Below are 21281 nucleotides of genomic sequence, written 5' to 3'. Positions count from 1 at the left end.
GCGGGCGGGCGTTTCCGTACCGCGCCCGGTCACGGGAATCCGTTGGTGTCCTCGCGTCCCCGGTGTTGGAATGCGCGCATGGATCATGACGAGGTGCTGCGCCTGTTCGACCACCGGATGCGGCGTGACGCCCCGCCGGACCATGCCGGCGTGCGTGTCGAGCGCGTGGGGAACGTGGTCCGGTGGACCGGCGGGCCGAACGACTGGAACGGTGTCGTGTGGTCCGACCTCGACGCCGCGAACGCGGACGCCGCGATCGCCGAGCAGGTGCGGCACTACGGCGCGCTCGGGTTCGGATTCGAATGGAAGACCTACTCACACGACACCCCCGCCGACCTCGGCGAGCGGTTGCTGCGCGCCGGGTTCACGGCCGGGGATCCCGAGAGCCTGATGGTCGCCGAGACCTCCGCCCCGACCGCCCCGACCGCCCCGACCGATCAAGTCGAACGCGCCGGCGGTTTCCGGCTCGTGGACATGACCGACGAGGTGGGCATCGACCTGGCGATCGAGGTGCACGAGGCCGCGTTCGGCACCGACGGTGGGCGGTTGCGCGGCCAACTGCTCGAGCGGCTCGCGCACGCCCCCGACAGCTTCGTGGTGACCCTGGCCATGACCGGTGACCGGCCCGTCGGATCGGCTCGCGTCGAGTTCGCCCCGGGCGCGGACTTCGCCGGTCTGTGGGGTGGTGGCATCGTCGAGGAGTTTCGTGGTCGTGGCCTCTACCGGGGCCTGGTGGCACACCGGTCCGGCCTGGCGGCCTGCCGGGGAGTACCCCTCCTCCTGGTCGACGCCATGCCGACGAGCCGCCCGATCCTCCGGCGGCTCGGCTTCGAACGCCTCGGCACGACGACGCCCTACCTGTGCGCGCCCCGGGACGTCTCCGGGCGTCCTTCCGGGTCACCCCGCCGGGTGGGCCCGGCTCCGGGCCCCGCGCCGACATCACCGTTCGTCCCGCACGGGGGAGCCGACCCCGGCCCGTCGAGGGGAACGACGGACCGGGACCGGCGATCGGGGCCCGGGGGCGCCCCTGAAGGGGCACCCCGTCAGGGCAGGTGAACCCAGTGCGCCTCGGAGAAGGCGCCCCCGGCGTCGACGACGAAGAGCATGTACCAGCCGGGTGGGGTCAGCGAACGGTCCTCCGGGATGTCCAGGGTCAGCTCGTCGCCGTCCGCCGCCGTGATCCCCACCGCGATCGAGCGCTGCTCGACATCGGTGGTGTGGGTGACCGCGCCGGGTCGGACCAGGCGGGCCGCCCCGATCCGCTCGGCGTCCGGCACCCGGAAGACGGACTCGGCGCCGCGCGCCGGCTCCCGGGGTCCGTCCTCGATGACCGGCCGGCCGGCCACGCCGTCCTTGGCGGCGCTCTCCGCGCGGTGCAGGGCGGGCGGGGTGTAGACCTCCACCCGCTGTTCGAAGCGGCCCATCCGGGTGTTGTCCGCGTCGGCGAACAGCGGGTCGGAGCCGAAGGTGGCGACCCGGCCGTCGGGCAGCAGCAGCGCCTCGGCGTGGTAGTTGCGCGGCACGGTCGGGTCGGCGGCGGCCCGGAAGGAGTCGGTCGCCGGGTCGTAGAACTGCGCCTTGAGGACATCGCTCCTCCCGCGTCCCCGGTAGTCCTCCGAGCCGCCGGTGGTGAAGACGGTGTCGTCCGGCATGATCACGCTGTTGAGGTAGCGGGTGCCCTGCGGCAGTTCGGCCGCGTCGCGGTAGCGGGGCTCGTCCTCGGTGAGGTCGATGACGGAGGTGCGGGGCGTGGAGTCCTCGGACTCGCCGACCCCGCCGCCACCGAGCACCATGAACCGCTGGTCCTGGGCGGGGGGCAGCAACAGGGAGGCGGAGGTCTCCAGTTGGTCGGCGTCGCGCAGGCCGCCGACCTCGGTGAAGGTGTTGGTCTCCAGATCCCAGACGCCGGGTTCGCGACCCTGGTCGGCGGGCCCGTACCCGGCGTTGGAACCGGTGTAGAAGATCTTCCCGCCCTGCGTGAGGAACAGCGCCGGGTAGGTGGGGAAGTACCGCTCGGGCCCCTCCTGCCAGGTCCGCGTCTCCGGGTCGTAGATCTCGTTGATGCCGGGGACGACCTCGCCGATATCGTCCAGGCCGGAGACGGTGAGCACCCGGCCGTCGGGAAGGGTGGTGAGGGTGGGGTACCAGCGGGCCTCGGCCATGGGGGCGACCGGGATGTACCGCTCCGCCACGGGGTCGAACTCGTAGGCCGCCTTGATGCCGTGGAAGTCCTGGTCGTCCAGGGTCAGGGACTCGGCCAGGCCGTAGACGTTCTCGGCGTCCTCGCCGGTGAGCCCGTCCACGGAGTACTGGGCGGGTTCCTCGGTGACCGATCCCTCGCCCTCCTCCACCGCGACGACGAAGACCCGCACCTCGCTCGCGGTGACCTCGACGACGGTGGTCTCCTCGGCGTCCTCCCCGGTGCCGGTGGTCTCGACCCGCTCCTCCTTGTCGGCGGACGGGAGGGTGAATTCGAGCTCCGTCTCGTAGGCGACGCCGTCGGGGGAGCGGAAGACCGTACCGGCGGGGAAGGTGTGCTCGCGGTCGGGGTCCTCGTTCTTGACGACCATGCCGCCGCCGGCGTGTGTCACCTGGTCGCCGAGGAGTTCGTAGCGGGCGGTCCCGCCGGCGACCAGCAACCGACCGTCGGCGAGTTGGGAGTGGCCGGCGCAGAACAGGTCCTCCGGGGTGTCCACGGCGGTCCAGGTGTTGTCCGAGGGGTCCCACAGGACCGTCTCGAAGGTGCCGGCGTCGAACTCCTCCTGGCTGTTGCCGGAGCCGGCGATCAGCATCACCTTGCCGGTGTGCAGCAGCGCGGCGTGAATGGCGTTGGTGCGGTACCGCTCGGGCACGTCGACCAGCGCCCAGGAGCCGTATTCGGCCCGGTACTCGGGACGGGATATGCGGTAGTCGTGCAGGCGGTCCTGGGTGAACCCGACGGCGGCCGGCATGTTCATCCCGGCCAGCAGCAGGGTGACCCCGGTGCCGAGGACGGTCTTGCGCAGGCGGGCGCCGGGAGGCGGGGTCCGGCGGCGGCTCGTGGTGCTCATCGTGCGTCAACTCCCACGGGTCGTGCGGCGGGGGGAAGGGCCGGTGCGGCCGGTGTCTCCGTCGGCTCGACGGCCGTTCCCGGTCCGGTTGGCGGCGGAGTCGGTGCGGACGCGGTCGCGGGGGCGGGGGTTTCGCCGACGGGCTCCGCGGGGGGAGCCGGGCGGGTGTCGGGGGGCGGGAGCCCCGCCGGATCGGGGGGTTCGGCCCGGTCCGGGGATTCGGCGGGATCGGGAGCGGGTGGGTCGGGAGCGGGTGGGCCGGTGGGGTCCGTCAACAGGGCGACACCGGTGAGCGGGACGGGCTCGGCCGGCGCGGTCGCCGGAGCCCGCGCCGCCGGGGCGATCGGCCCCCCGGGGTCGGGGGGCCCGGCGGGACGAACGGGGTCCACCGGCGCGGTCCCCTCCCCGCTCGTCGTCGCGCCCGCCCCGACGAGCGGTGCGTCGTGCCCCGGCGAGACGGGCACGAGGGGCGTCGGGTGGGCCCGGGCGTCCGTCCCGGTCCGGGCGGGGGCGTCGACCCCGCCCGGACCGGTGGGGCCGGCGACCCGCGCCGGCACGGCCACCGGCTCGGCACCGCCGCGCCGGGCCCGCAGCCGACCCACCCACCAGATCGTGATGGGGGCCAGCGAGGCGGCCAGGGCGAGGACGGCCCAGGTGCGCATCGCCACATGGGTGTGGTTCAGGAGGACCGAGATCGTCAGGGACGCGGCGAGCAGGGCGGCCCAGTACAGGTGGAGTCGGAAGGTGGCGGGCCGGTCGGGACTGGCCTCGTTCCCCTTCGGGGTGACGACGAAGCGGCTGCGGCGGCGCAGCAGCGCGTCCATCAGGGATCGGGCCCAGATGGGGGCGGAGATCGCCGACATCGCCATGCCGGCCAGACCGGAGGAACCCTCCGGTTCGTGCGGACTGACGTTGTGCCGGCGGTTCCACAGGTAGAGGCCGATCTGCAGGGCCGCGACATCGCTGTAGAGCATCAGCCACACCGCCGCGGGTACCTGGGTGCCGGAGGCGCCGAGGGTCAGGTACAGCGCGCAGCCGGTGGCGCCGAGGACCCAGGTGACGGCCGCCATCGGGTAGAAGGCCAGCATGAGGGAGTAGCTGAGCAGGCGTCCGGGCGCGTGGCGGGTGCGCCCGTCGAGCCCGCCGCGTCCGTACTGGCGCAGGATCGTCTCGTAGGTGCCCCGGGACCAGCGCATCTGTTGGCTGAAGAAGTCCGTCCAGGAGCTGGGGCCCTCCCCCACCGCCAGTACGTCCGGTGTGTAGACCGAGCGCCAGCGCCGACCGGTCTCCGGGTTGCGGGCCCGGTGCAGTTCGAAGCCGGTGGCCATGTCCTCGGTGATGGAGTCGTACAGCCCGCCGATGGTGCGCAGGGCGGAGATCCGCACGGCGTTGTTGGTGCCGACGAACATGGGGGCGCCGTAGCGGTTCCCGGCGCGCTGGATGAGGGCGTGGAAGAGGAACTGCTGGCTCTCGGCCGCCTTCGTGACGGGGCTGTCGTAGTTGCCGTAGACCTGCGGGCCGACGACGAAGGCCACGTCGGGGTCGCGGAAGTACCCCAGCATCCGCTCCAGGTAGTTCGGCAGCGGCACGTGGTCGGTGTCCACCGAGGCGAAGAGGTCGTACTCGTCCCCGTGTGCGTCCAGCCAGGCGTTGTAGTTGCCGTGTTTGGTGCGGGCCCGGAACGGTCCCGAGGGGCGGTTCCAGCGCTCGACGCCGTGCCGGCTGAAGTGTCGCACGCCCAGTTCGGCGCACAGTTCCCGCATTCCGGGGTCGTCGCCCTCGTCGAGCAGCCAGATGTCGAGCGGTCCGGTGTGCCGCAGGCGCACCGCCGCCTCCAGGGTGGCCCGCACCATGGCGGGTGGTTCCTTGCCCGGTACGCAGGTGGTCAGGAAGGCCACCCGGGTGCCGGGTTCGGGGACCACGGGCACCGGATCGCGGGCCATCAGGGTGGCGTGTGCGATGGAGCAGACGTTGACCAGGCGGAAGAGTTCGATCACTGCGATGCAGCCGAGCATGACGGCGTCGGCCACCAGTAGATGGGTGGGGGCCTGGTCCCGGTCCGTCCAGTGCGACGGCCACACCAGCCACAGCAACAGCGACAGCGACAACAGGGGGGCGAGCGTCATCAGCGCCAGGGCACGTATCCGATGTGGCTCGCGGGACAACAGGCTGCGGTAGCGGACCCGGTAGCCGGGGGCAGGTTCCACGAGTGGCCCCGCCAGGCGGCTGTAGGTCTCGTAGTCGTAGCCCTCTCGCCGCACAACGTCCTCCGTCCAACCGACAAAAGCGTTGGAACAACAACACGACAGGACGAAAGGGATGTCGAACGGGGGCGGTCCGGGAGGGGGAACATCGCGCCGCGGCGGAAGCCGGGAGGGCCCGGTCCGACGGGGCCGGGGGCCGGAAAGCGGTGCCCACCGGAACCCGGGACGGATGACGCCGAAGGAGTGACGGGTACCGGCGGGCGGTGGGCGTCCGGAGCCGACCCGCCCCTCCGCGGCGTGACCCCGCGTCGGATCCGAGGGGTGCTCCCCCGATCGGGCCGGGAGCGGAGGGGCCGTCGGGGATTCGCCCCGGCGGGCGCCGGTCGCATCCGCCGCCCGTCGGGACCCGCACCCCGGGAGCGGCCCGGGGACCCGCGTGGCACCCCGGTACCCCGGCGCCCCGGCGCCCCGGAGAGCCGAAGGCCCGCACCGGCCGATCCCGAGCCCGCGCAGCGCCACAACGGCCGGGGGGCCGAAGGCCCGCGCAGGCCGGACCGGGCCCCTCGGAACACCACCGTACTCCGGGAGTCGGAAGCCCGTACCGGCCCGAACCGGCACGGCACGGGCCCCGGCGGAGCGGTGGGAACCGACGGGGACGGGCGGACGGTGGGGGCCCGACACGCCGCTCGGCCGAACGGGTCCGCCCCACCGAGCGGGACTCGACGGGGCGGGGTGTTCGCGCGGCGGGAACCGCCGGGGCGTCAGGCGCCGACGGTGTCCGATCGCTCGGCGGCGGTACCGGCCGGGGCGTCGGCGGGGGCCCCGGCGCCATCCGCGACGCCCTCCGCCTCCTCGCGACGCAGCCGGCGCTCGGCGAAGAAGCCACCGGTCGGCACGACGGCCATCGCCATGTACCAGGCGGCGGTGGCGAGGGACCAGCGCGCGCGGTTCCAGGCGTCCAGCCAGAACAGGCCGTAGACGACGAAGAGGATGCCGTGCACCATTCCGAGCACCGGCACGGCGTCGAAATCGGTGGTGCGGCGCAGCACGGAGGCGACGAGCAGGAGAAGGAAGGAGACCGCCTCGGGGGCGGACACCAGTCGGAGCCGTCGCAGGGCGGAGACGGTCTTCGGGTCCAAGGGACACTCCCGGTGGGAACGGACGGGGGCACCCACGACGCGGGCACGCCGGGGTGGTCGGGCCCGCGCACCGCGCTTGTGCATCGGTTCACAAGCCCGGTCCCATTGTGGCAGGCCTCCCCCCGGGCACCCCGGGCGGGGTCGCGGCGGGATGCGGGGAGGCGGGCCGGGTCGCCCGCCCCGCGCCGGGGCGCCGGAAGCCGTCGCGTGCCCTCGATCGGCACCGGTTCCGGCTCCCGGGGCGTCCACCACATGTCGGTTCGGACCCGTCGGCTCGCTACAGTCGGGACCATGGACACCCAGAACGGCACCTCCTGGCTGAGCGCGACCGAGCAGCACGCCTGGCGCACCCACCTGGCCGTCAGCCGCCTCCTGACGTACCAGCTGGAGCGGGATCTCCAGCCGTTCGGCCTGACCATGAACGACTACGAGATCCTGGTGAACCTCTCCGAGGCGAAGGGTCGCCGGATGCGGATGAGTGACCTGGCCGCCGCCACCCTGCAGTCCAAGAGCCGGCTCTCCCACCAGATCACCCGTATGGAACACGCCGGCCTGGTCCATCGGGAAAGCTGCGATTCGGACAAACGCGGCCTGTACGCGGTACTGACCGACCACGGCTGGCAGACCATGCGGGAGGTCGCCCCGCACCACGTCGCCTCGGTCCGCCGGCACTTCATGAACCTGATCCCGGCACCCGAACTGGACGCCCTGCACCGGACGCTGCGACCGATCGCCGACCATCTCCACGAGCTGCGCGGTCGACCGTAGCCGGCCGACCCCCGCCGCACCACCCCGCACCGGGCCGCCGATGGGACCGGGCCCGGGGAACGGTCAGCCGCCCCGGCGGGCCCCGGCCACCCGCCGACCGGCCGCCGGGTCGGCGTCGGTGTCCGTACCGATGTCCGCGTCGGCGTCGGCCGTGTCACCCCCGACGGCCGGCAGCCGCAGCCGGAACAGCGCCCCGCCCTCCGGGGCCTCGTGCACGGTGAGCGTGCCGCCGTGCCGCTCGGCGACGTTCCGGGCGATGGCCAGACCCAGCCCGGCGCCGCCGTCGTCGCGCGCCCGCGCCTCGTCCAGCCGCACGAACCGCTCGAAGACCCGCTCACGCTGATCCTCCGGCACCCCGGAGCCGTCGTCCGCGACCTCGACCAGGGCGTGGCCGGTCCCGTCCCGCCCCACCGACAGCCTCACCCGTTCGGCGGCGTGCCGGTCCGCGTTGTCCAGCAGGTTCCCGATCACCCGACCCAGCTGTCCGTCCGAGCCGGTCACGGTCACCGTCTCCAGCCGCGCCACGGTGACCGGGACGCGTCCGCGACCCTCGCGCTGCGCCAACTCCTCACCCGCCAGCGAGGCCAACTCCGCCGTCCCGCCGGGGGCGGGGCCCTCGCCGGCGTCGAGCCGGGCGAGCAGCAGCAGGTCGGCGGCGAGTGCCTGGAGTCGCACGGTGTCCTGCACCGCGCCGGACACGTCCAGCAGTTCGGGGTGGGCCTCGCCCACCTCCAATTGGGTGCGCAGCGAGGCGATCGGGCTGCGCAGCTCGTGGGAGGCGTCGGCGACGAATCTCCGTTGTCGCTCCACCGACGCCTCGAGCGCGGCCAGCGTCTCGTTCGTGGTGACCGCCAACCGGCTGATCTCGTCGCGCTCCCCCGGTTCCGGCACCCGCCTCGAGAGATCCTCCGATCGGGTGATCGCGGCCATCTCGCGGCGGATCGCCTCCACCGGGCGCAGGGACCACAGGGTGACCAGCCAGGTGACGCCCGCGACCACCGCCAGCAGCGCGGGGAAGCCGACCATCAGCGAGGAGCGGACGGTGGCGACGGCCGTTTGCTCGATCTCCAGCGGCGCGCCCGCGAAGACGGTGACGTCCACGTCGTTGACGGTCTCCGCCTCGATGGCGGCGAAGCGGTAGTCACCGACGACGCCGTTGACCCTGGCGGCACCGTCCAGCAGCAGGACCCGGCCGCCGACCTCGCCCGGTTCCTCGAACCCGGTCTCCTCCTCCGGCTCCGGCCCCCAGTAGACCGGCGAGACGATGTCGGTGCCGGTGCCCCGGATGCCCTGGAGCCCCGGGCTGACCGCGCGTACCCGCCCCTCCCGGTCCACCACCTGGACCGGGAGCGTGACATCCGTGTCCAGGTCGTCGAAGGGCGCGCCGGTGGCCAACTGCACGGCCACGTTGCGGGCCGCGTTCTCCGCCTGGAGGTCCACCTGCTCGAGGAGGTTGTCGTGCAGGGTCCGGATCATCATCACGCTCGCCGCCAGCAGCGCGAGGGCGACGATGACGGTGGCGCCGACCGTGGTCCGGAACTTCACGGCGCCATCCGGTAGCCGGCGCCCCGCACGGTGTGGATCAGGCCGGGCCCGATCTTGCGACGGAGCGCGCTGATGTAGACCTCGACGATGTTGGGGTCGCCGTCGTAGGCGAAGTCCCAGCCGTGTTCGAGGATCCCGGTCTTGGAGACGATCTCCCCCGCTCGGGAGGCGAGGTGTTCGAGCACCCCGTACTCCTTGGCGGTGAGCGCGATCTCCCGGTCGCCCCGGGTGACCCGGCGGGAGACGCGGTCGATCTCCAGGTCGCCCACCCGTAGCCGGGGGGAGGCGCCGGAGCCGCCCCGGCGCCGCATCAGCGCGCGCACCCGGGCGAGCAGCACCACGTAGGAGAAGGGCTTGGTGAGGTAGTCGTCGGCGCCGGTGTCCAGACCCTCCGCCTCGTCGTACTCACCGTCCTTGGCGGTGAGCATGAGCACCGGTGTCTCGTCCCCGGCGGCCCGCAGCGCCGAGCAGACCCGGTAGCCGTTCATCCCCGGAAGCATGATGTCGAGAATGATCAGGTCATAGCTGTTCTCGATCGCCCGGTGCAGGCCGTCGGTGCCGGTGTGCACCGCGTCCACGACGAAGCCCTCCGCCGTGAGCCCGGCGGCCAGGGAGGTCGCGAGGCGTTTCTCGTCCTCGACTATCAGCACGCGCATGGGACCAGCTTCGCACCCGGTACCTGAAGGAATCCTCAGCCGGCTTCAGCTTCCCTTCAGGATGGTTCCGCCATGGTGGGGAACGTCCGAAAGGGACGGGCCACCGGAACGGGGCGGCCCGTTCGACCGCACCACCCCCACCGGGGCCGATCGGCTCCACGGGGCCAGGGGAGGAACCAAGCATGAAGCGGAACATGATCGTCGCGGCCGTCGCCGCCACCGCCGTCATCGGCGGCGGGGCCGTGGCCGGAGCCGCGCTGACCGGAGGGAACGAGCGCAGCAGCCACGCCGACGAACTGAACGCCTCCATCACCGGCGGCGACGGCGGCACCCCGTCGAACTCGCGGCCGCTCGACGACTCCGACGAACGGGATGACTCTCCCGACGACGCCTCCGACGGTGACGACACCTCGGGCAGCGGCACCGGCCGCTCGGGCGGCTCGGCCGACGCGTCCGCCTCCGGCGGTTGGAGCGGCGTGGCCGAGAAGGTGGAGCGAACAGCCCTGGCCGCCGCCCCCGGCTACGTGGTGGACATCGAGCGGGACGACGACGATGACGACGACGGCCGCCACTGGGAGGTGGACGTCGCCGGTGACGACGGCCGCTGGCACGAGCTGGAGATCAGCCTGGACGGCACCGAGGTCCTCAAGCACGAGCGGGACGACGACGATGACGATGTCCGCGAGAAGCGGCGTCTGCTCTCCAACGCCTCCGTCCTGGCCGGCGACGCCACCCGAATCGCCGAGGAGCACTCCGGCGCGAGCGTGAGGGAACTGGAGCTGGAGAAGGACGAGAAGGCCTGGGACCTGGAGCTGAAGGACACCAACGGCGTCGAGTGGGAGCTGAAGGTGCACGTGGACTCCGGCGAGGTCTTCGACGTCGAGCGCGACGGCTGACGAGGACGGCCGACGGCGACGGCCGAGCGCGCCACCGCACCCCGCGATCGGACCGCGAGCCCGCCCGCACCCCGGGCGGCCGGCCCGCACGTGGAGGGCCAACGGGGGCGGCCCGGAGGGACATCCCCTCCCGGCCGCCCCGTCCGCCTTCGATCCTCCCCCCGCGTGCCACACCACACGGCCGAGCGGTCAGCCCACGCTTCCTCAGCGGACGACGGCCTGGACCTCCCGGACGGTGACATCCGTGCCGCCGTCGACCACTCCGTCCGGCAGCGTGCCGCCCGCGCCGGCATGGTCGCGCCAGGTCACCTCCCACGTCACCGTGGCACTGAGCCGGTACGACCCCGCCTGATGGGTGGAGCGCAGATACGTCACCCCGCACGGCGGATCCTCACCCGCACGACCCCGCGCGTACGGCTCCCCCACCGAGGCCCCCCGCATCCCGCACCGACCACCGGACGGATGCAACACCGCGTCCGAAGTACCGGCGTCCAACCGCATCGCCACCGGCCGCGCGGTGGTCTCCGCCCAGATCCCGTAACCATCCAACGACGCCCGCACCGACACCGGCGCGAACCGATCCCCGTCCAACCACACCCACGTCGCCAGATTCACCGTCTGCACCGCATCCGGATTCAACGACAACTCCGTATCCGGCACCCGCGTCTGCTCCCACGCCAACGCCGCCAACGTCTCCCCCGACACCACCAAAGCATCCACCGGCGGTGACTCCGAGAAATCCACCCAGAACAACCGCCACTCACACGCGAACCGCTCCGAAGCCGGGAAATCCTCGTTCGTCACCCGCATCCAGAACATGCCCTCACCATCGAGATCACGATTGAAATCCGGGAACTCCCCCTCCTCCCCGAACCGCCCCTCGTGACCGACCCGCGCCGAATCCTTGTCCTCCTGCGGGAACGGCGCGGAGATGATCCGACCCTGCACCGCCGTCCAATACGCCTCCGCCTCCGCAGGCGTATGCACCGGCGCGTAATAACACGCCGGCGGCGACCACGACGACGACGCCAACGCCCCCTCCGACCCCGAAGCCGCAGGCGAGAACGTGATCCGGGGAGTCACCCCGTGGTTGGCACCCGCCCCGATACCACCCGCGCCATCGGAACTTCCCCCCCTTCCGACCTCACCATCCCCCCGCCATTCATCGGCATGAGATGGAGGCGAAGAAAAAGCGACCAGTATGAGCGCCAAAAATGAAGCGCCTACAAACTTGCTTCCCCCGCTTGTCAGCATTTCTCCGAGTCCACCTCACTCTCCTTCTCGTGAGTCTGCCACACACCACCCTCATTGAGTTCCAGCCTGGCCACATAATGCGTGGGGAGCGCGCCCGGATCGGCTTCCTCAACAGTCTCTCGACTATCGAAATCGACAGCGTGGACCCGAGTGAATTCACGACAGAAGGAAACCAGTGCGGACTCTTCGTCCAAGACCTCTGCGTCGTATTGATAAAACCGCATTACTCCACCCGAGGACCTACCCCGGTCGGCTATCCTCCCCAACGCTTCCAGGTCATCCAGCAGAGCGTTTCCGGCAGTGTAGAAACCGACCGCCGAGTTCTCGACGTCCTGGGTGGTCATCTGGGCGAAGACCGCTTCGAACTGGCGCTGGCTGTCGAGGATGATGGCCCGCTCCACCGGATCCTCCGTCTCCGGCTCCTCGAAGACCAGCTCCAACTCGTCGGCGACGCGGATCTCCGGACGGTCGATGCCGTCGTCCCCCGGGGTCGAGTTCTCCTCGGTCTCCTCCGGTTCGGGTTCCGGCTCCTGCGTCGCCTCCCCGGCACCGTCCGCACCCTCGATCGGCGCGGCGGCCCCGTCACCCCCCTCACCGTCGGAGGAACACGCGGTCAACAACAGACCCGCGGCCACCATCCCCGCCACGGCGGGACCGGCAAGACGACGCTTCATGACAAGAACTCCCCAAGACGGCGCGACGGATGAGAGCGCGACACACCACACCTCACGGCGTCGGCGCGTACACGCGCGGGATTCGATGCCCCCCCGCACGTCACTGTATGGCAGGACGCGGACACGCCAACGGGCAGGGAATTCGTCGGGCACCTCGTTCCGCGACTTCACGCCCCGGGGTCCCACCGGAGCGGGGCCGGCCCTCCGCCCCCGCCGATGACCCCGGAACCGGGCGGTCACCCGACCGCCCCACCGATCACCCGACGCGTTCCCCGGGCGGGGTGTCGGTGACGCCGGCGACCAGTTCGTCGGCCGCCGCGTACGGGTCCAGTTCACCGGCCGCGACGCGACCCGCCAGGGCCCCCAGCCGCCGGTCGCCTCGCAGGTCGCCGATCCGCTCCCGCAAAGCCGTGACGGCGATCGTCTCCACCTCGTGCGCGGCCCGCTTCCTGCGGCGCTCGGCCAGCACTCCGCGCTCCTCCATCCAGGCGAGGTGCTTCTCCAGCGCCTCGACGACATCCTCCACGCCCTCGCTCCGCGCCGCGACCGACCGCACCACCGGGGGGCGCCAGTCACCGGGGGCGCGGGCCTCGCCCAGGCCGAGCATGTGGTTGAGCTCGCGCACGGTCGCGTCGGCCCCGTCGCGGTCGGCCTTGTTGACCACGAAGACGTCGCCGATCTCCAGGATCCCGGCCTTGGCGGCCTGGATGCCGTCGCCCATGCCGGGCGCCAGGAGGACCACCGAGGTGTCCGCCTGCGAGGCGATCTCCACCTCCGACTGGCCCACCCCGACGGTCTCCACGAGCACCACGTCGCAGCCGGCGGCGTCCAGCACCCGCACCGCCTGCGGGGCGGCCCAGGAGAGCCCGCCGAGGTGACCGCGGGTGGCCATCGAGCGGATGTAGACGCCGGGGTCGGAGGCGTGCTCGCCCATCCGGACCCGGTCGCCGAGCAGGGCGCCGCCGGAGAACGGTGAGGAGGGGTCCACCGCCAGGACGCCGACCCGTTTGCCCGCCCGCCGGTAGGCGGTGACCAGCGCGGAGGTGGAGGTGGACTTCCCGACGCCGGGCGAGCCGGTGAGGCCGATGACGTGGGCGTGGCCGGTGTGCGGGGCGAGCGCCGCCATCACCTCGCGCAATTGCGGAGAGGCCCCCTCCACCAGGGAGATCAATCGGGCCACCGCCCGGGGGCGGCCCTTTCGGGCCGCCGCCACCAGTTCGGGGACGTCCGCCGTCGCCATCGTCGCCGTCTCTCCCTGCCGTGTCGTGTCGTGGTGCCGCCGGGGTGTGCTCTCGCGGTGCCACGGGGGTGTGGTGTCGTGCCGTCGCGGGGGCGGGCTCCCCGCGATGCCGTGCCCTCGCGTGATGTCGGTGCCCGGTCGCGGCCACCGGCGGCCGGGCCCGGTCGGCTCACCGTACCGGGCGTCGGGAACCGGCCGGCCCGGGACGTGCCTCCCCGCTGCGCCCCGGACCGACCGGCGTTCATCGGGGGTCGGCGCGACCGCGCGCCGACCCCCGTGGTCCGAAGGGGTCAGGGAACCCGGATGATCAGGGCGTCACCCTGTCCCCCGCCGCCGCACAGCGCCGCCGCGCCGACCCCGCCGCCGCGCCGCTTGAGCTCCAGCGCCAGGTGCAGCACGATCCTCGCGCCGGACATGCCGATGGGGTGGCCCAACGCGATGGCGCCGCCGTTGACGTTGACCTTGTCGTGCGGGACGTCGAGGTCCTTCATGGACTGCACGGCGACGGCCGCGAACGCCTCGTTGATCTCGATCAGGTCGAGATCGGCGACGGTCAGGCCCTCCTTGCCCAGCGCGTGGTCGATCGCGTTGGAGGGCTGGGACTGCAGGGAGTTGTCGGGGCCGGCGACGTTGCCGTGGGCGCCGATCTCGGCCAGCCACTCCAGGCCCAACTCCTCGGCCCTCGCCTTCGACATCACGACCACGGCGGCGGCTCCGTCGGAGATCTGGGAGGCGGAGCCGGCGGTGATGGTGCCGTCCTTCGAGAAGGCGGGCCGCAGCTTGGCCAGGGATTCCGGGGTGGTGTCCCCGCGGATGCCCTCGTCCTCCGAGAAGACCACCGGCTCGCCGCGCCGCTGCGGGATCTCCACCGGGGTGATCTCGGCCTCGAACAGGCCGTTCTTCCGCGCGGCGGCGGCCCGCTGGTGGGAGAGGGCGGCGACGGCGTCCTGCTCCTCGCGGCCGAGGCCCAGGCGGGTGTTGTGCTTCTCGGTGGACTCGCCCATGGCGACGTTGTCGAAGGCGTCGGTGAGCCCGTCGTGCGCCATGGCGTCGAGCATCTGGATCGCGCCGTACTTGTGACCGGCCCGGGAGCCGGGGAGCAGGTGCGGGGCGTTGGTCATGGACTCCTGGCCGCCGGCGACCACCACGTCGAACTCGCCGGCGCGGATGAGCTGGTCGGCCAGGGCGATGGCGTCGAGTCCGGAGAGGCACACCTTGTTGACGGTGAGGGCGGGGACGTTCATCGGGATGCCGGCCTTCACGGCGGCCTGCCGGGCCGGGATCTGCCCCGCTCCCGCCTGGAGGACCTGCCCCATGATCACGTACTGCACCTGGTCGCCGGTGATCCCGGCCCGTTCGAGGGCGGCCTTGATGGCGAAGCCGCCCAGGTCGGCGCCGGAGAAGCTCTTGAGGGATCCCATGAGACGACCCATGGGGGTCCGGGCACCCGCGACGATCACGGAGGTGGTCATGGTGCGGCTCCTTCGGATGAGGAGTGAACGAGGGTTCACGCCAATGTACTGAGCGGTATGTCATCGGGGCACCGGGCGCGCCATGTGATGGTGCGCACGTTGCGCTCCCCCGGTCGCGGAGGGTGAACTGGGAAGATGTTGACGCGTATCGATCACATCGGCATCGCCTGTCTGGATCTCGACGCCACGGTGGAGTTCTACCGGGCCACCTACGGCTTCGAGGTGTTCCACACCGAGGTCAACGAGGAGCAGGGCGTGCGGGAGGCCATGCTCAGGATCAACGGTACCGACGACGGCGGGTCCTCCTGGATCCAGCTGCTGGAGCCCACCCGGGAGGACTCCACCGTCGCGAAGTGGCTGGCGAAGAACGGCGAGGGGGTGCACCACATCGCCTTCGGGACCGACGACGTGGACGGCGCCGCCGGGATCATCGGCGGGCGCGGGGTGCGAGTGCTCTACGACGAGCCGCGGCGCGGCTCGATGGGCTCGCGCATCACCTTCCTGCACCCCAAGGACTGCCACGGGGTCCTCACCGAGCTTGTCACATCGGCCACTTCCGCTCCGGCGGACGAATCCGGAGGCCACTGACGCCGGGCGGGCCGGCCGGTAGAGTGGCGGAGCCGGGGCACGGGGCCGACATCCGAACGCCGATCGCCGGGCGACGTCTTCCGTCGTCCCGGGGCGTCGTTCGACGTCGTGACTCCGGGCTCCCGTGTTCGGCCGAAGGTCCGACTTCCACGACGACGCCCCGCGTCCGGTGGTGACCGGACCGGCTCCACGACGATCAGGGGACGGATGGGACCGCGCCGTGCGGGACTACGACCGCAACGAGGCTGAGGACTCGCTCTCGCAGTTCGAGGCCGAGATGAAGCGGCTGAAGAAGGAGCGCGACAAGGCCGTCGATCACGCCGACGACCTGGGCTACCAGATCGAGGTCCTGCGCTCCAAGCTGCACGAGGCGCGGCGCGCTCTGTCGCTGCGCCCCGTCTACGACCCCACCGGCCACGTGGAGCAGATGCTGCGCACCGCGCAGCACCAGGCCGATCAGATGCGCGCGGACGCCGAGCGCGAGCTGCGCGAGGCCCGCGACCGCACCCAGCGCATCCTCCAGGAGCAGGCCGAACGCCGGGGCCGGCTGGAGTCCGAGCTGCACGCCGAGGCGGTCGCCCGCCGTCAGCGCCTGGACGCCGAGCTGGCCGAGCGCCGCTCGAACGTGGAGAACCACGTCACCGAGAACGTGGCCTGGGCCGAGCAGTTGCGGGTCCGCACCGAGTCGCAGGCCCGCCGGCTGATGGAGGAGACCCGCGCCGAGGCCGAGCAGACCGTCCGGCAGGCCCGGGCGGAGGCGCAGCGGCTCGCCGAGGAGACCCGTCACCGGATGACGGCCGAGGCCCGGGCCGCGCGGGACGAGGCCGAGCAGTTGCTGCGGCGGGCCAGGGTCGAGGCCGAACGTCTGCTCTCCACGGCGGGCGCGCAGGCCGAGGAGGCCACCACCCGCGCCGAACGGCTGCGGGCCGAGGCGGTGGCCGAGGCCGAGGAGGCCCGGCAGCTGGCGGCCGGGGCGCTGCGGGAGGCCGAGGAGCGGCTGGGCGAGGCCGAGACGACCCATCGGACCGCGCGCGAGGAGGCCGAGCGGGTCCTGACGGAGGCGACCGAGGAGGCGGAGAAGCGCCGGAACGCCGCCGAGGTCCAGTACCAGCAGCGGTCCTCCACCGCCAGGGCGGAGATCGCCCGGCTGGTCTCCGAGGCGACGACCGAGTCCGAGCGGGCCCGGGCCGAGGCCGAGCAGGCACTCGAGGACGCCCGCGCCAGGGTCGAGGAGATGCTCTCCAAGGCCGGGGAGGAGGCGCGCAACCATGCCTCCGAGGAGTCGGCCAACCAGCTCGCGGAGGCCGCGCGCAAGGCCGAGGAGGTCCTCAACAAGGCCGCCGAGGAGGCCCGCGACACCACCCGGGCCGCGTCCGAGGAGGCCGAGCGGCTGCGGGCCGAGGCGGAGGCCGAGGCGGACCGCCTGCGGGCCGAGGCGCACGACGTCGCCGAGCAGTTGAGGGGCTCCGCGCAGGCGGACACCAAGGACTACCGTGCCAAGACGGTCGAGTTGCAGGAGGAGGCCCGCCGACTGCGCGGCGAGGCCGGGCAGTTGCGGTCCGAGGCCGTCTCCGAGGGCGAGCGGATCCGCGCCGAGGCCCGCCGGGACGCCACCCGGCAGATCGAAGAGGCCGCCGGGCGGGCGGAGGAGTTGCTCGCCAAGGCCAAGGAGGACGCGGAGAGCGCGCGGAGCGCGGCGAGCGCCGACAGCGAGCGCGTGCGCACCGATGCGATCGAGCGCGCGAGGAACCTGCGCAACCAGGCCGACGAGACGCTGCGCAAGGCGCGTGCCGAGGCCGAGGAGTTGACCTCGGAGGCCAACCGTCGGCTGGAGGAGGCCGGCCGGGAGGCCGAGGAGGAGGCCTCCCGGATCCGGGAGGAGGCCCGCGAGGCCGTCCGGGCGGAACGCGAGGGCGTCACCGAGGAGTTGGAGCGGCTGCGCACCGAGGTCGAGGAGCGGGTGACCGCGGCCGAGGAGGCGTTGGGCGAGGCCCGGGTCGAGGCCGAGCGGCTGCGCGCCGAGGCCGCCGCCGAGGCGGACCGGCTGCGCACCGAGGCCGCCGAACGCAACCGCGTCCTCGTCCAGCAGGCCGAGACCGAGGCCGAGCGGCTGCGCGAGGAGGCGAGCGGGGACGCGGCCCGGCTGCGCGCCGAGGGGGACGAGCAGGCCGTGCGGCTGCGCGCCGAGGCCGCCGCCGAGGCGGAACGGGTGCGGTCGGAGGCGCGCGAGGCCGCCGACCGGGTGCGGGCGGACGCCGACGCCGCCGCCGAGCGCACCACCGGGGAGGCGAACGAGGCGCTGACCGCCGCCCGCGAGGAGGCCGAACGGCTGCGGCGCGAGGGCGACCGGCTGCTGGAGGAGGCGCGCGAGGCCGCCCACCGGGAGCGCGCCGAGACCCACCAACGCAGCGAGGAACTGCTGGCGTCGGCGCGCGAGACCGTGGAGGAGGCCGAGCGGCGCGCGGAGTCGCTGGTGTCCTCGGCGGAGACGCGGGCGCAGGAGATCCGGGACTCGGTGGCCGGGCTGCGCGAGGAGACCGAGCGGGAAGTCGCGGCGCTGCGCGCCGACGCCGACCTGGACGTGGCGCGGATGCGGCGACAGGCGAGCGAGGAGAAGGAAGCCGCGGCCGCCCTCGCCGAGCGGACAATGAACGAGGCGATCGCCGAGGCGCAGCGCACCCGCGAGGCCGCCGAGGAGGCACTGGGCAAGGCCCGCACGGAGGCCGAGGAGGTGCGGGAGACCGTCCGCGCGGACGCCTCACGACGGCGCGCCGAGGCCGCCGAGCAGGCAGACGAGCTGGTGAACGGGGCGCAGGAGGAGGCGCTGCGCGCCACCGCCGCGGCCGAGGAGCAGTCCGACGCCATGGTGGGCGCCGCCCGCGCGGAGGCGGCCCGGCTGGTCGACCGGGCCCGGGAGGAGGGCTCGGAGCTGGTCGAGCGGGCTCGTCGGGACGCCGACACCCTGCTGGAGGAGGCACGGCGGGACGCGACGGCCATACGGGAGCGCGGCGAGGAGCTGCGGACCCGCACCGAGGCCGAGGTGGAGGAGTTGCACGAGCGGGCCCGCCGGGAGTCGGCGGAGCAGGCCCGGGCGGCCGGCGAGCGGGTCGACCGGCTGGTGCGGGCCGCCGAGGAGCAGCGCGAGGAGGCGCGGACGGAGTCCGAGAGGATCCGTTCGGAGGCCGCCTCCGAGGCGGGGTCGCTGCGGATCGCGGCGGTGAAGAAGGCCGAATCCCTGCTGAAGGAGGCCGAGTCGAAGCGCGCGGAGCTGCTGAAGCGGGCCGAGGAGATCATGGAGCGGGCCGAGCGGGAGACCCGGGAGAAGGTCGAGGAGGGCCGGCGGGAGCTGGAGAAGCTCAACCGGCGCCGGGAGGACATCAACGCGGAGATCGCCCGGGTGCAGGACGTGCTGGAGGCACTGGGGCTGGAGGCGCCCGGCACGAAGGGCCCGAAGAAGGCCGGGGCCGGCGGGGGCAAGCGCTCCGGCGGGTGACTGCGTTCGTCGGGCGTTCCGTCGGGCGTTCACCGAGTGCCGTACCGACGGCTCGATACCCGGCGGAACGGCGCCCGACGAGCCGGGCCCGGGCGGAACAACGCCCGGCGAGGCGTGCCGACGCGACAGGCCCGGCGGAACGGCGCCCGACGAAGCGTGCCCGGTGGAACGGACTCCGACGAGATGGCACCCGTCAAAGCGGCGCCCGGGGGGACGTGGCCGCCGGAACAACACCCGGTGGAACCGAGCCGAACACGATGTGGCCGACAGGACGGATCCGCCGGGGCGGCGGTGAGGTCGGCGACCGGGGTACGGTCGTGGGGCCCCGGTGGCTCGATGAGCGGGACGGTACGGCGGGGTGCGTCCCCGGTCCCGGAGGCTCGGGGACGGCGGCCGGCACGCCGGTGGGGCCGACGGTGTCCGCGGAAGGCCCCGGCGGACGGACCGATCGCCCCCGTTCATCCCCCGATCGCGTCGGACCCCGAAACGGTCACAGCCGCCCGGGGCCGGTCACAGACGCTTGAGAGTGCCCGGGGGTTGCATTCCGATCCGACTGCGGTTGGGCGGCGATTCGGACCCGATCCCGCGGCGGCTCCCGAGGGACTCGCGACGCCCGGAAAGCCGGTGATGACCACCGGAATCCGATATGCGTCGAGGGTCGGGGACCACGCCCCATCGGACCGACGAGCGATTCCGGAAAACGACCACGGAAACCGGCGAAAATCGCCCGCACCCCCCATCGGGGGCGTCACGACGATCCCGCGTCGCCCGACGACCCCCGGGCGATCTCCGCCGTACCAAGCGTCGCCGCAGGTCAAGAGCCCGAAGGGGGTGATCGTTCGATCACGGGCGGTCGGCATCATCGGGCCGGCGGATGACGCGACAGGCGTGCCGGACCGGTCATTCTCGCGCGGAGAACCGGGGGATCCGCTCGAAGACACGCCGGTTTGCCCCCTAGGATTCGGGCGAGGGCATTTCCGGGTGTGTTCCGGCCGGACGCACCCCGACAGGTACCCCGTACGACTCACCCGTCTGATTCGACAGGAACCCCATGAGCGAGACTTCCTCCCCCTTCGGCTTCGATCTCGTGCGGCGTGGCTACGACAAGGGTCAGGTGGACGACCGGATCGCCAAGCTGGTCGCCGACCGGGACAGCGCACTGGCCCGCATCACTTCCCTGGAGAAGCGCATCGAGGAGTTGCACCTCGAGACGCAGAACGCCCAGGCCCAGATCTCCGACTCGGAGCCCTCCTACGCGGGGCTCGGCGCCCGTGTGGAGAAGATCCTCCGCCTCGCCGAGGAAGAGGCCAAGGACCTGCGCGAGGAGGCCCGTCGCGCGGCCGAGGAGCGGCTGGGCGAGGCCGAGAAGCAGGCTCAGCAGGCGCGCAACAACGCCGAGACCTTCGCCGCGGACCGCAAGGCCAAGGCCGAGGACGAGGGCACCCGCATCGTCGAGAAGGCCAAGAACGACGCCGCCTCGACCCGCGCCGAGGCCGAGAAGGCCGCCCAGTCCAAGCGGGAGGAGGCGGACGCCCTCTTCGAGGACACCCGCGCCAAGGCCGCCCAGGCCGCCGCCGACTTCGAGACCAACCTCGCCAAGCGCCGGGAGCAGTCCGAGCGGGACCTGGCCGCCCGTCAGGCCAAGGCCGAGAAGCGGCTCGCGGAGATCGAGCACCGCGCCGAGCAGCTGCGCCTGGAGGCGGAGAAGCTGCGCACCGACGCCGAGCGCCGTGCCCGCCAGACGGTGGAGACCGCCCAGCGCCAGGCCGAGGACATCGTCGCCGACGCCAACGCCAAGGCCGACCGCGTCCGCAGCGAGTCCGAGCGGGAGCTGGCGGCGCTGACCAACCGCCGCGACAGCATCAACGCCCAGCTGACCAACGTCCGCGAGATGCTGGCCACTCTGACCGGCGCCCAGGTGGCCGCCGCCACGCTCGGCGACACCGACGACGACAACGAGGGTCTGAGCAAGGGCGTCCCCGCCCAGCAGTCCCGCTGAACCAATCCGACCACCGCCCCCACCGGGGCGGGTCGGATCACCCCGGTGGAAGCGCCCCGCGTCCCGCGCGGGGCGCTTCTCCCTTTCCGGCCGTCCCGACGATCCACCGTTCCGGATCGCCGGGGCCGCCCGGGCACCCCGGGGCCGGGGACAGCCGACCCGAACGCCTGTCACAATCACCTGGCGCCACCGGGGAGATGGACCGGCCGTTCCCCGTCCCTCCGTCTCCCGCCCGCCCCCGCTCCTCCCCACCACGCGTCGTCCCGACCGGGACGTGGAGCGCCGGGGCCACGGATCGCCCCG

At 73.0% G+C, this 21281-nt stretch carries 15 protein-coding genes; 6 read left to right on the top strand and 9 right to left on the bottom strand.

Annotated elements, in window-relative coordinates:
- The first annotated feature begins 78 nt into the window (after positions 1-78).
- Positions 79-1056, top strand: a complete 978-nt coding sequence (locus LZF96_RS12540; protein WP_308294194.1) for a GNAT family N-acetyltransferase — start codon at positions 79-81, stop codon at positions 1054-1056.
- Here LZF96_RS12540 and LZF96_RS12535 read toward each other — a convergent pair.
- The 3 genes from LZF96_RS12535 to LZF96_RS12525 all read right to left on the bottom strand — a co-directional run bounded on the left by LZF96_RS12535 (position 1044) and on the right by LZF96_RS12525 (position 6393).
- Positions 1044-3050 carry a galactose oxidase-like domain-containing protein gene (locus LZF96_RS12535; protein ID WP_233870377.1) on the bottom strand — a complete coding sequence of 669 codons (2007 nt, stop codon included), beginning with the start codon at positions 3048-3050 and terminating at the stop codon, positions 1044-1046. The genes LZF96_RS12540 and LZF96_RS12535 overlap by 13 nt on opposite strands.
- Positions 3047-5311, bottom strand: coding sequence for a glycosyltransferase family 2 protein (locus tag LZF96_RS12530; RefSeq protein WP_374203209.1), 2265 nt, complete (start codon positions 5309-5311; stop codon positions 3047-3049). The genes LZF96_RS12535 and LZF96_RS12530 overlap by 4 nt, the downstream gene beginning before the upstream one ends.
- A 704-nt stretch (positions 5312-6015) precedes the next feature.
- Positions 6016-6393, bottom strand: a complete 378-nt coding sequence (locus tag LZF96_RS12525) for a DUF3817 domain-containing protein (protein ID WP_233870374.1) — start codon at positions 6391-6393, stop codon at positions 6016-6018.
- A 291-nt stretch (positions 6394-6684) separates the two neighbouring features.
- On the opposite strand from LZF96_RS12525, the gene LZF96_RS12520 reads away from it, so the two are divergent.
- Positions 6685-7161 carry a MarR family winged helix-turn-helix transcriptional regulator gene (locus tag LZF96_RS12520; RefSeq protein ID WP_233870371.1) on the top strand — a complete coding sequence of 159 codons (477 nt, stop codon included), beginning with the start codon at positions 6685-6687 and terminating at the stop codon, positions 7159-7161.
- A gap of 63 nt (positions 7162-7224) precedes the next feature.
- On the opposite strand, the gene LZF96_RS12515 is transcribed toward LZF96_RS12520, so the two are convergent.
- Together LZF96_RS12515 and LZF96_RS12510 are read right to left on the bottom strand one after the other, a co-directional pair.
- On the bottom strand, positions 7225-8706 hold the full coding sequence (locus LZF96_RS12515; protein WP_233870368.1) for a cell wall metabolism sensor histidine kinase WalK: 1482 nt from the start codon (positions 8704-8706) through the stop codon (positions 7225-7227).
- The gene (locus LZF96_RS12510; RefSeq protein WP_233870365.1) at positions 8703-9362 is read right to left on the bottom strand and encodes a response regulator transcription factor; all 660 of its coding nucleotides are present in this window, start codon (positions 9360-9362) and stop codon (positions 8703-8705) included. Before LZF96_RS12510 ends, LZF96_RS12515 begins: the two co-directional genes overlap by 4 nt.
- A gap of 182 nt (positions 9363-9544) precedes the next feature.
- Here LZF96_RS12510 and LZF96_RS12505 point away from each other — a divergent pair, with 182 nt between their 5' ends.
- Positions 9545-10258 carry a PepSY domain-containing protein gene (locus LZF96_RS12505; protein ID WP_233870362.1) on the top strand — a complete coding sequence of 238 codons (714 nt, stop codon included), beginning with the start codon at positions 9545-9547 and terminating at the stop codon, positions 10256-10258.
- Between the two features lie 204 nt (positions 10259-10462).
- Here LZF96_RS12505 and LZF96_RS12500 read toward each other — a convergent pair whose 3' ends face one another.
- The 4 genes from LZF96_RS12500 to LZF96_RS12485 all read right to left on the bottom strand — a co-directional run bounded on the left by LZF96_RS12500 (position 10463) and on the right by LZF96_RS12485 (position 14898).
- On the bottom strand, positions 10463-11245 hold the full coding sequence (locus tag LZF96_RS12500; RefSeq protein ID WP_233870359.1) for a hypothetical protein: 783 nt from the start codon (positions 11243-11245) through the stop codon (positions 10463-10465).
- Between the two features lie 260 nt (positions 11246-11505).
- A complete protein-coding gene (locus tag LZF96_RS12495) occupies positions 11506-12186 on the bottom strand; it encodes a hypothetical protein (RefSeq protein ID WP_233870356.1) in 681 nt (226 codons plus the stop codon).
- 256 nt (positions 12187-12442) lie between these two features.
- Positions 12443-13426: a methylmalonyl Co-A mutase-associated GTPase MeaB gene (gene meaB / locus LZF96_RS12490; protein ID WP_233870353.1), complete on the bottom strand. Its 984-nt coding sequence runs from the start codon at positions 13424-13426 to the stop codon at positions 12443-12445.
- A 290-nt stretch (positions 13427-13716) separates the two neighbouring features.
- On the bottom strand, positions 13717-14898 hold the full coding sequence (locus LZF96_RS12485) for an acetyl-CoA C-acetyltransferase (protein WP_233870350.1): 1182 nt from the start codon (positions 14896-14898) through the stop codon (positions 13717-13719).
- Between the two features lie 135 nt (positions 14899-15033).
- Between LZF96_RS12485 and mce the strand changes: the two genes are divergently transcribed.
- From mce to LZF96_RS12470, 3 genes are all read left to right on the top strand, one after another.
- Positions 15034-15486, top strand: a complete 453-nt coding sequence (gene mce / locus LZF96_RS12480; RefSeq protein ID WP_233870347.1) for a methylmalonyl-CoA epimerase — start codon at positions 15034-15036, stop codon at positions 15484-15486.
- Positions 15487-15706: 220 nt separating this feature from the next.
- Entirely contained in the window at positions 15707-18979 is a 3273-nt protein-coding gene (locus tag LZF96_RS12475; protein WP_308294193.1) for a hypothetical protein, read from the top strand.
- Positions 18980-20030: 1051 nt separating this feature from the next.
- Entirely contained in the window at positions 20031-20978 is a 948-nt protein-coding gene (locus LZF96_RS12470; RefSeq protein WP_233870344.1) for a cellulose-binding protein, read from the top strand.
- Positions 20979-21281 lie beyond the last annotated feature (303 nt).

The sequence above is a fragment of the Streptomyces sp. ST2-7A genome (assembly GCF_021390475.1).
In the GTDB taxonomy this organism is placed as follows: Bacteria; Actinomycetota; Actinomycetes; order Streptomycetales; family Streptomycetaceae; genus Streptomyces.
Note: the sequence above shows the minus strand (reverse complement) of the source record. Positions and strands in the feature narration are given on the sequence as shown.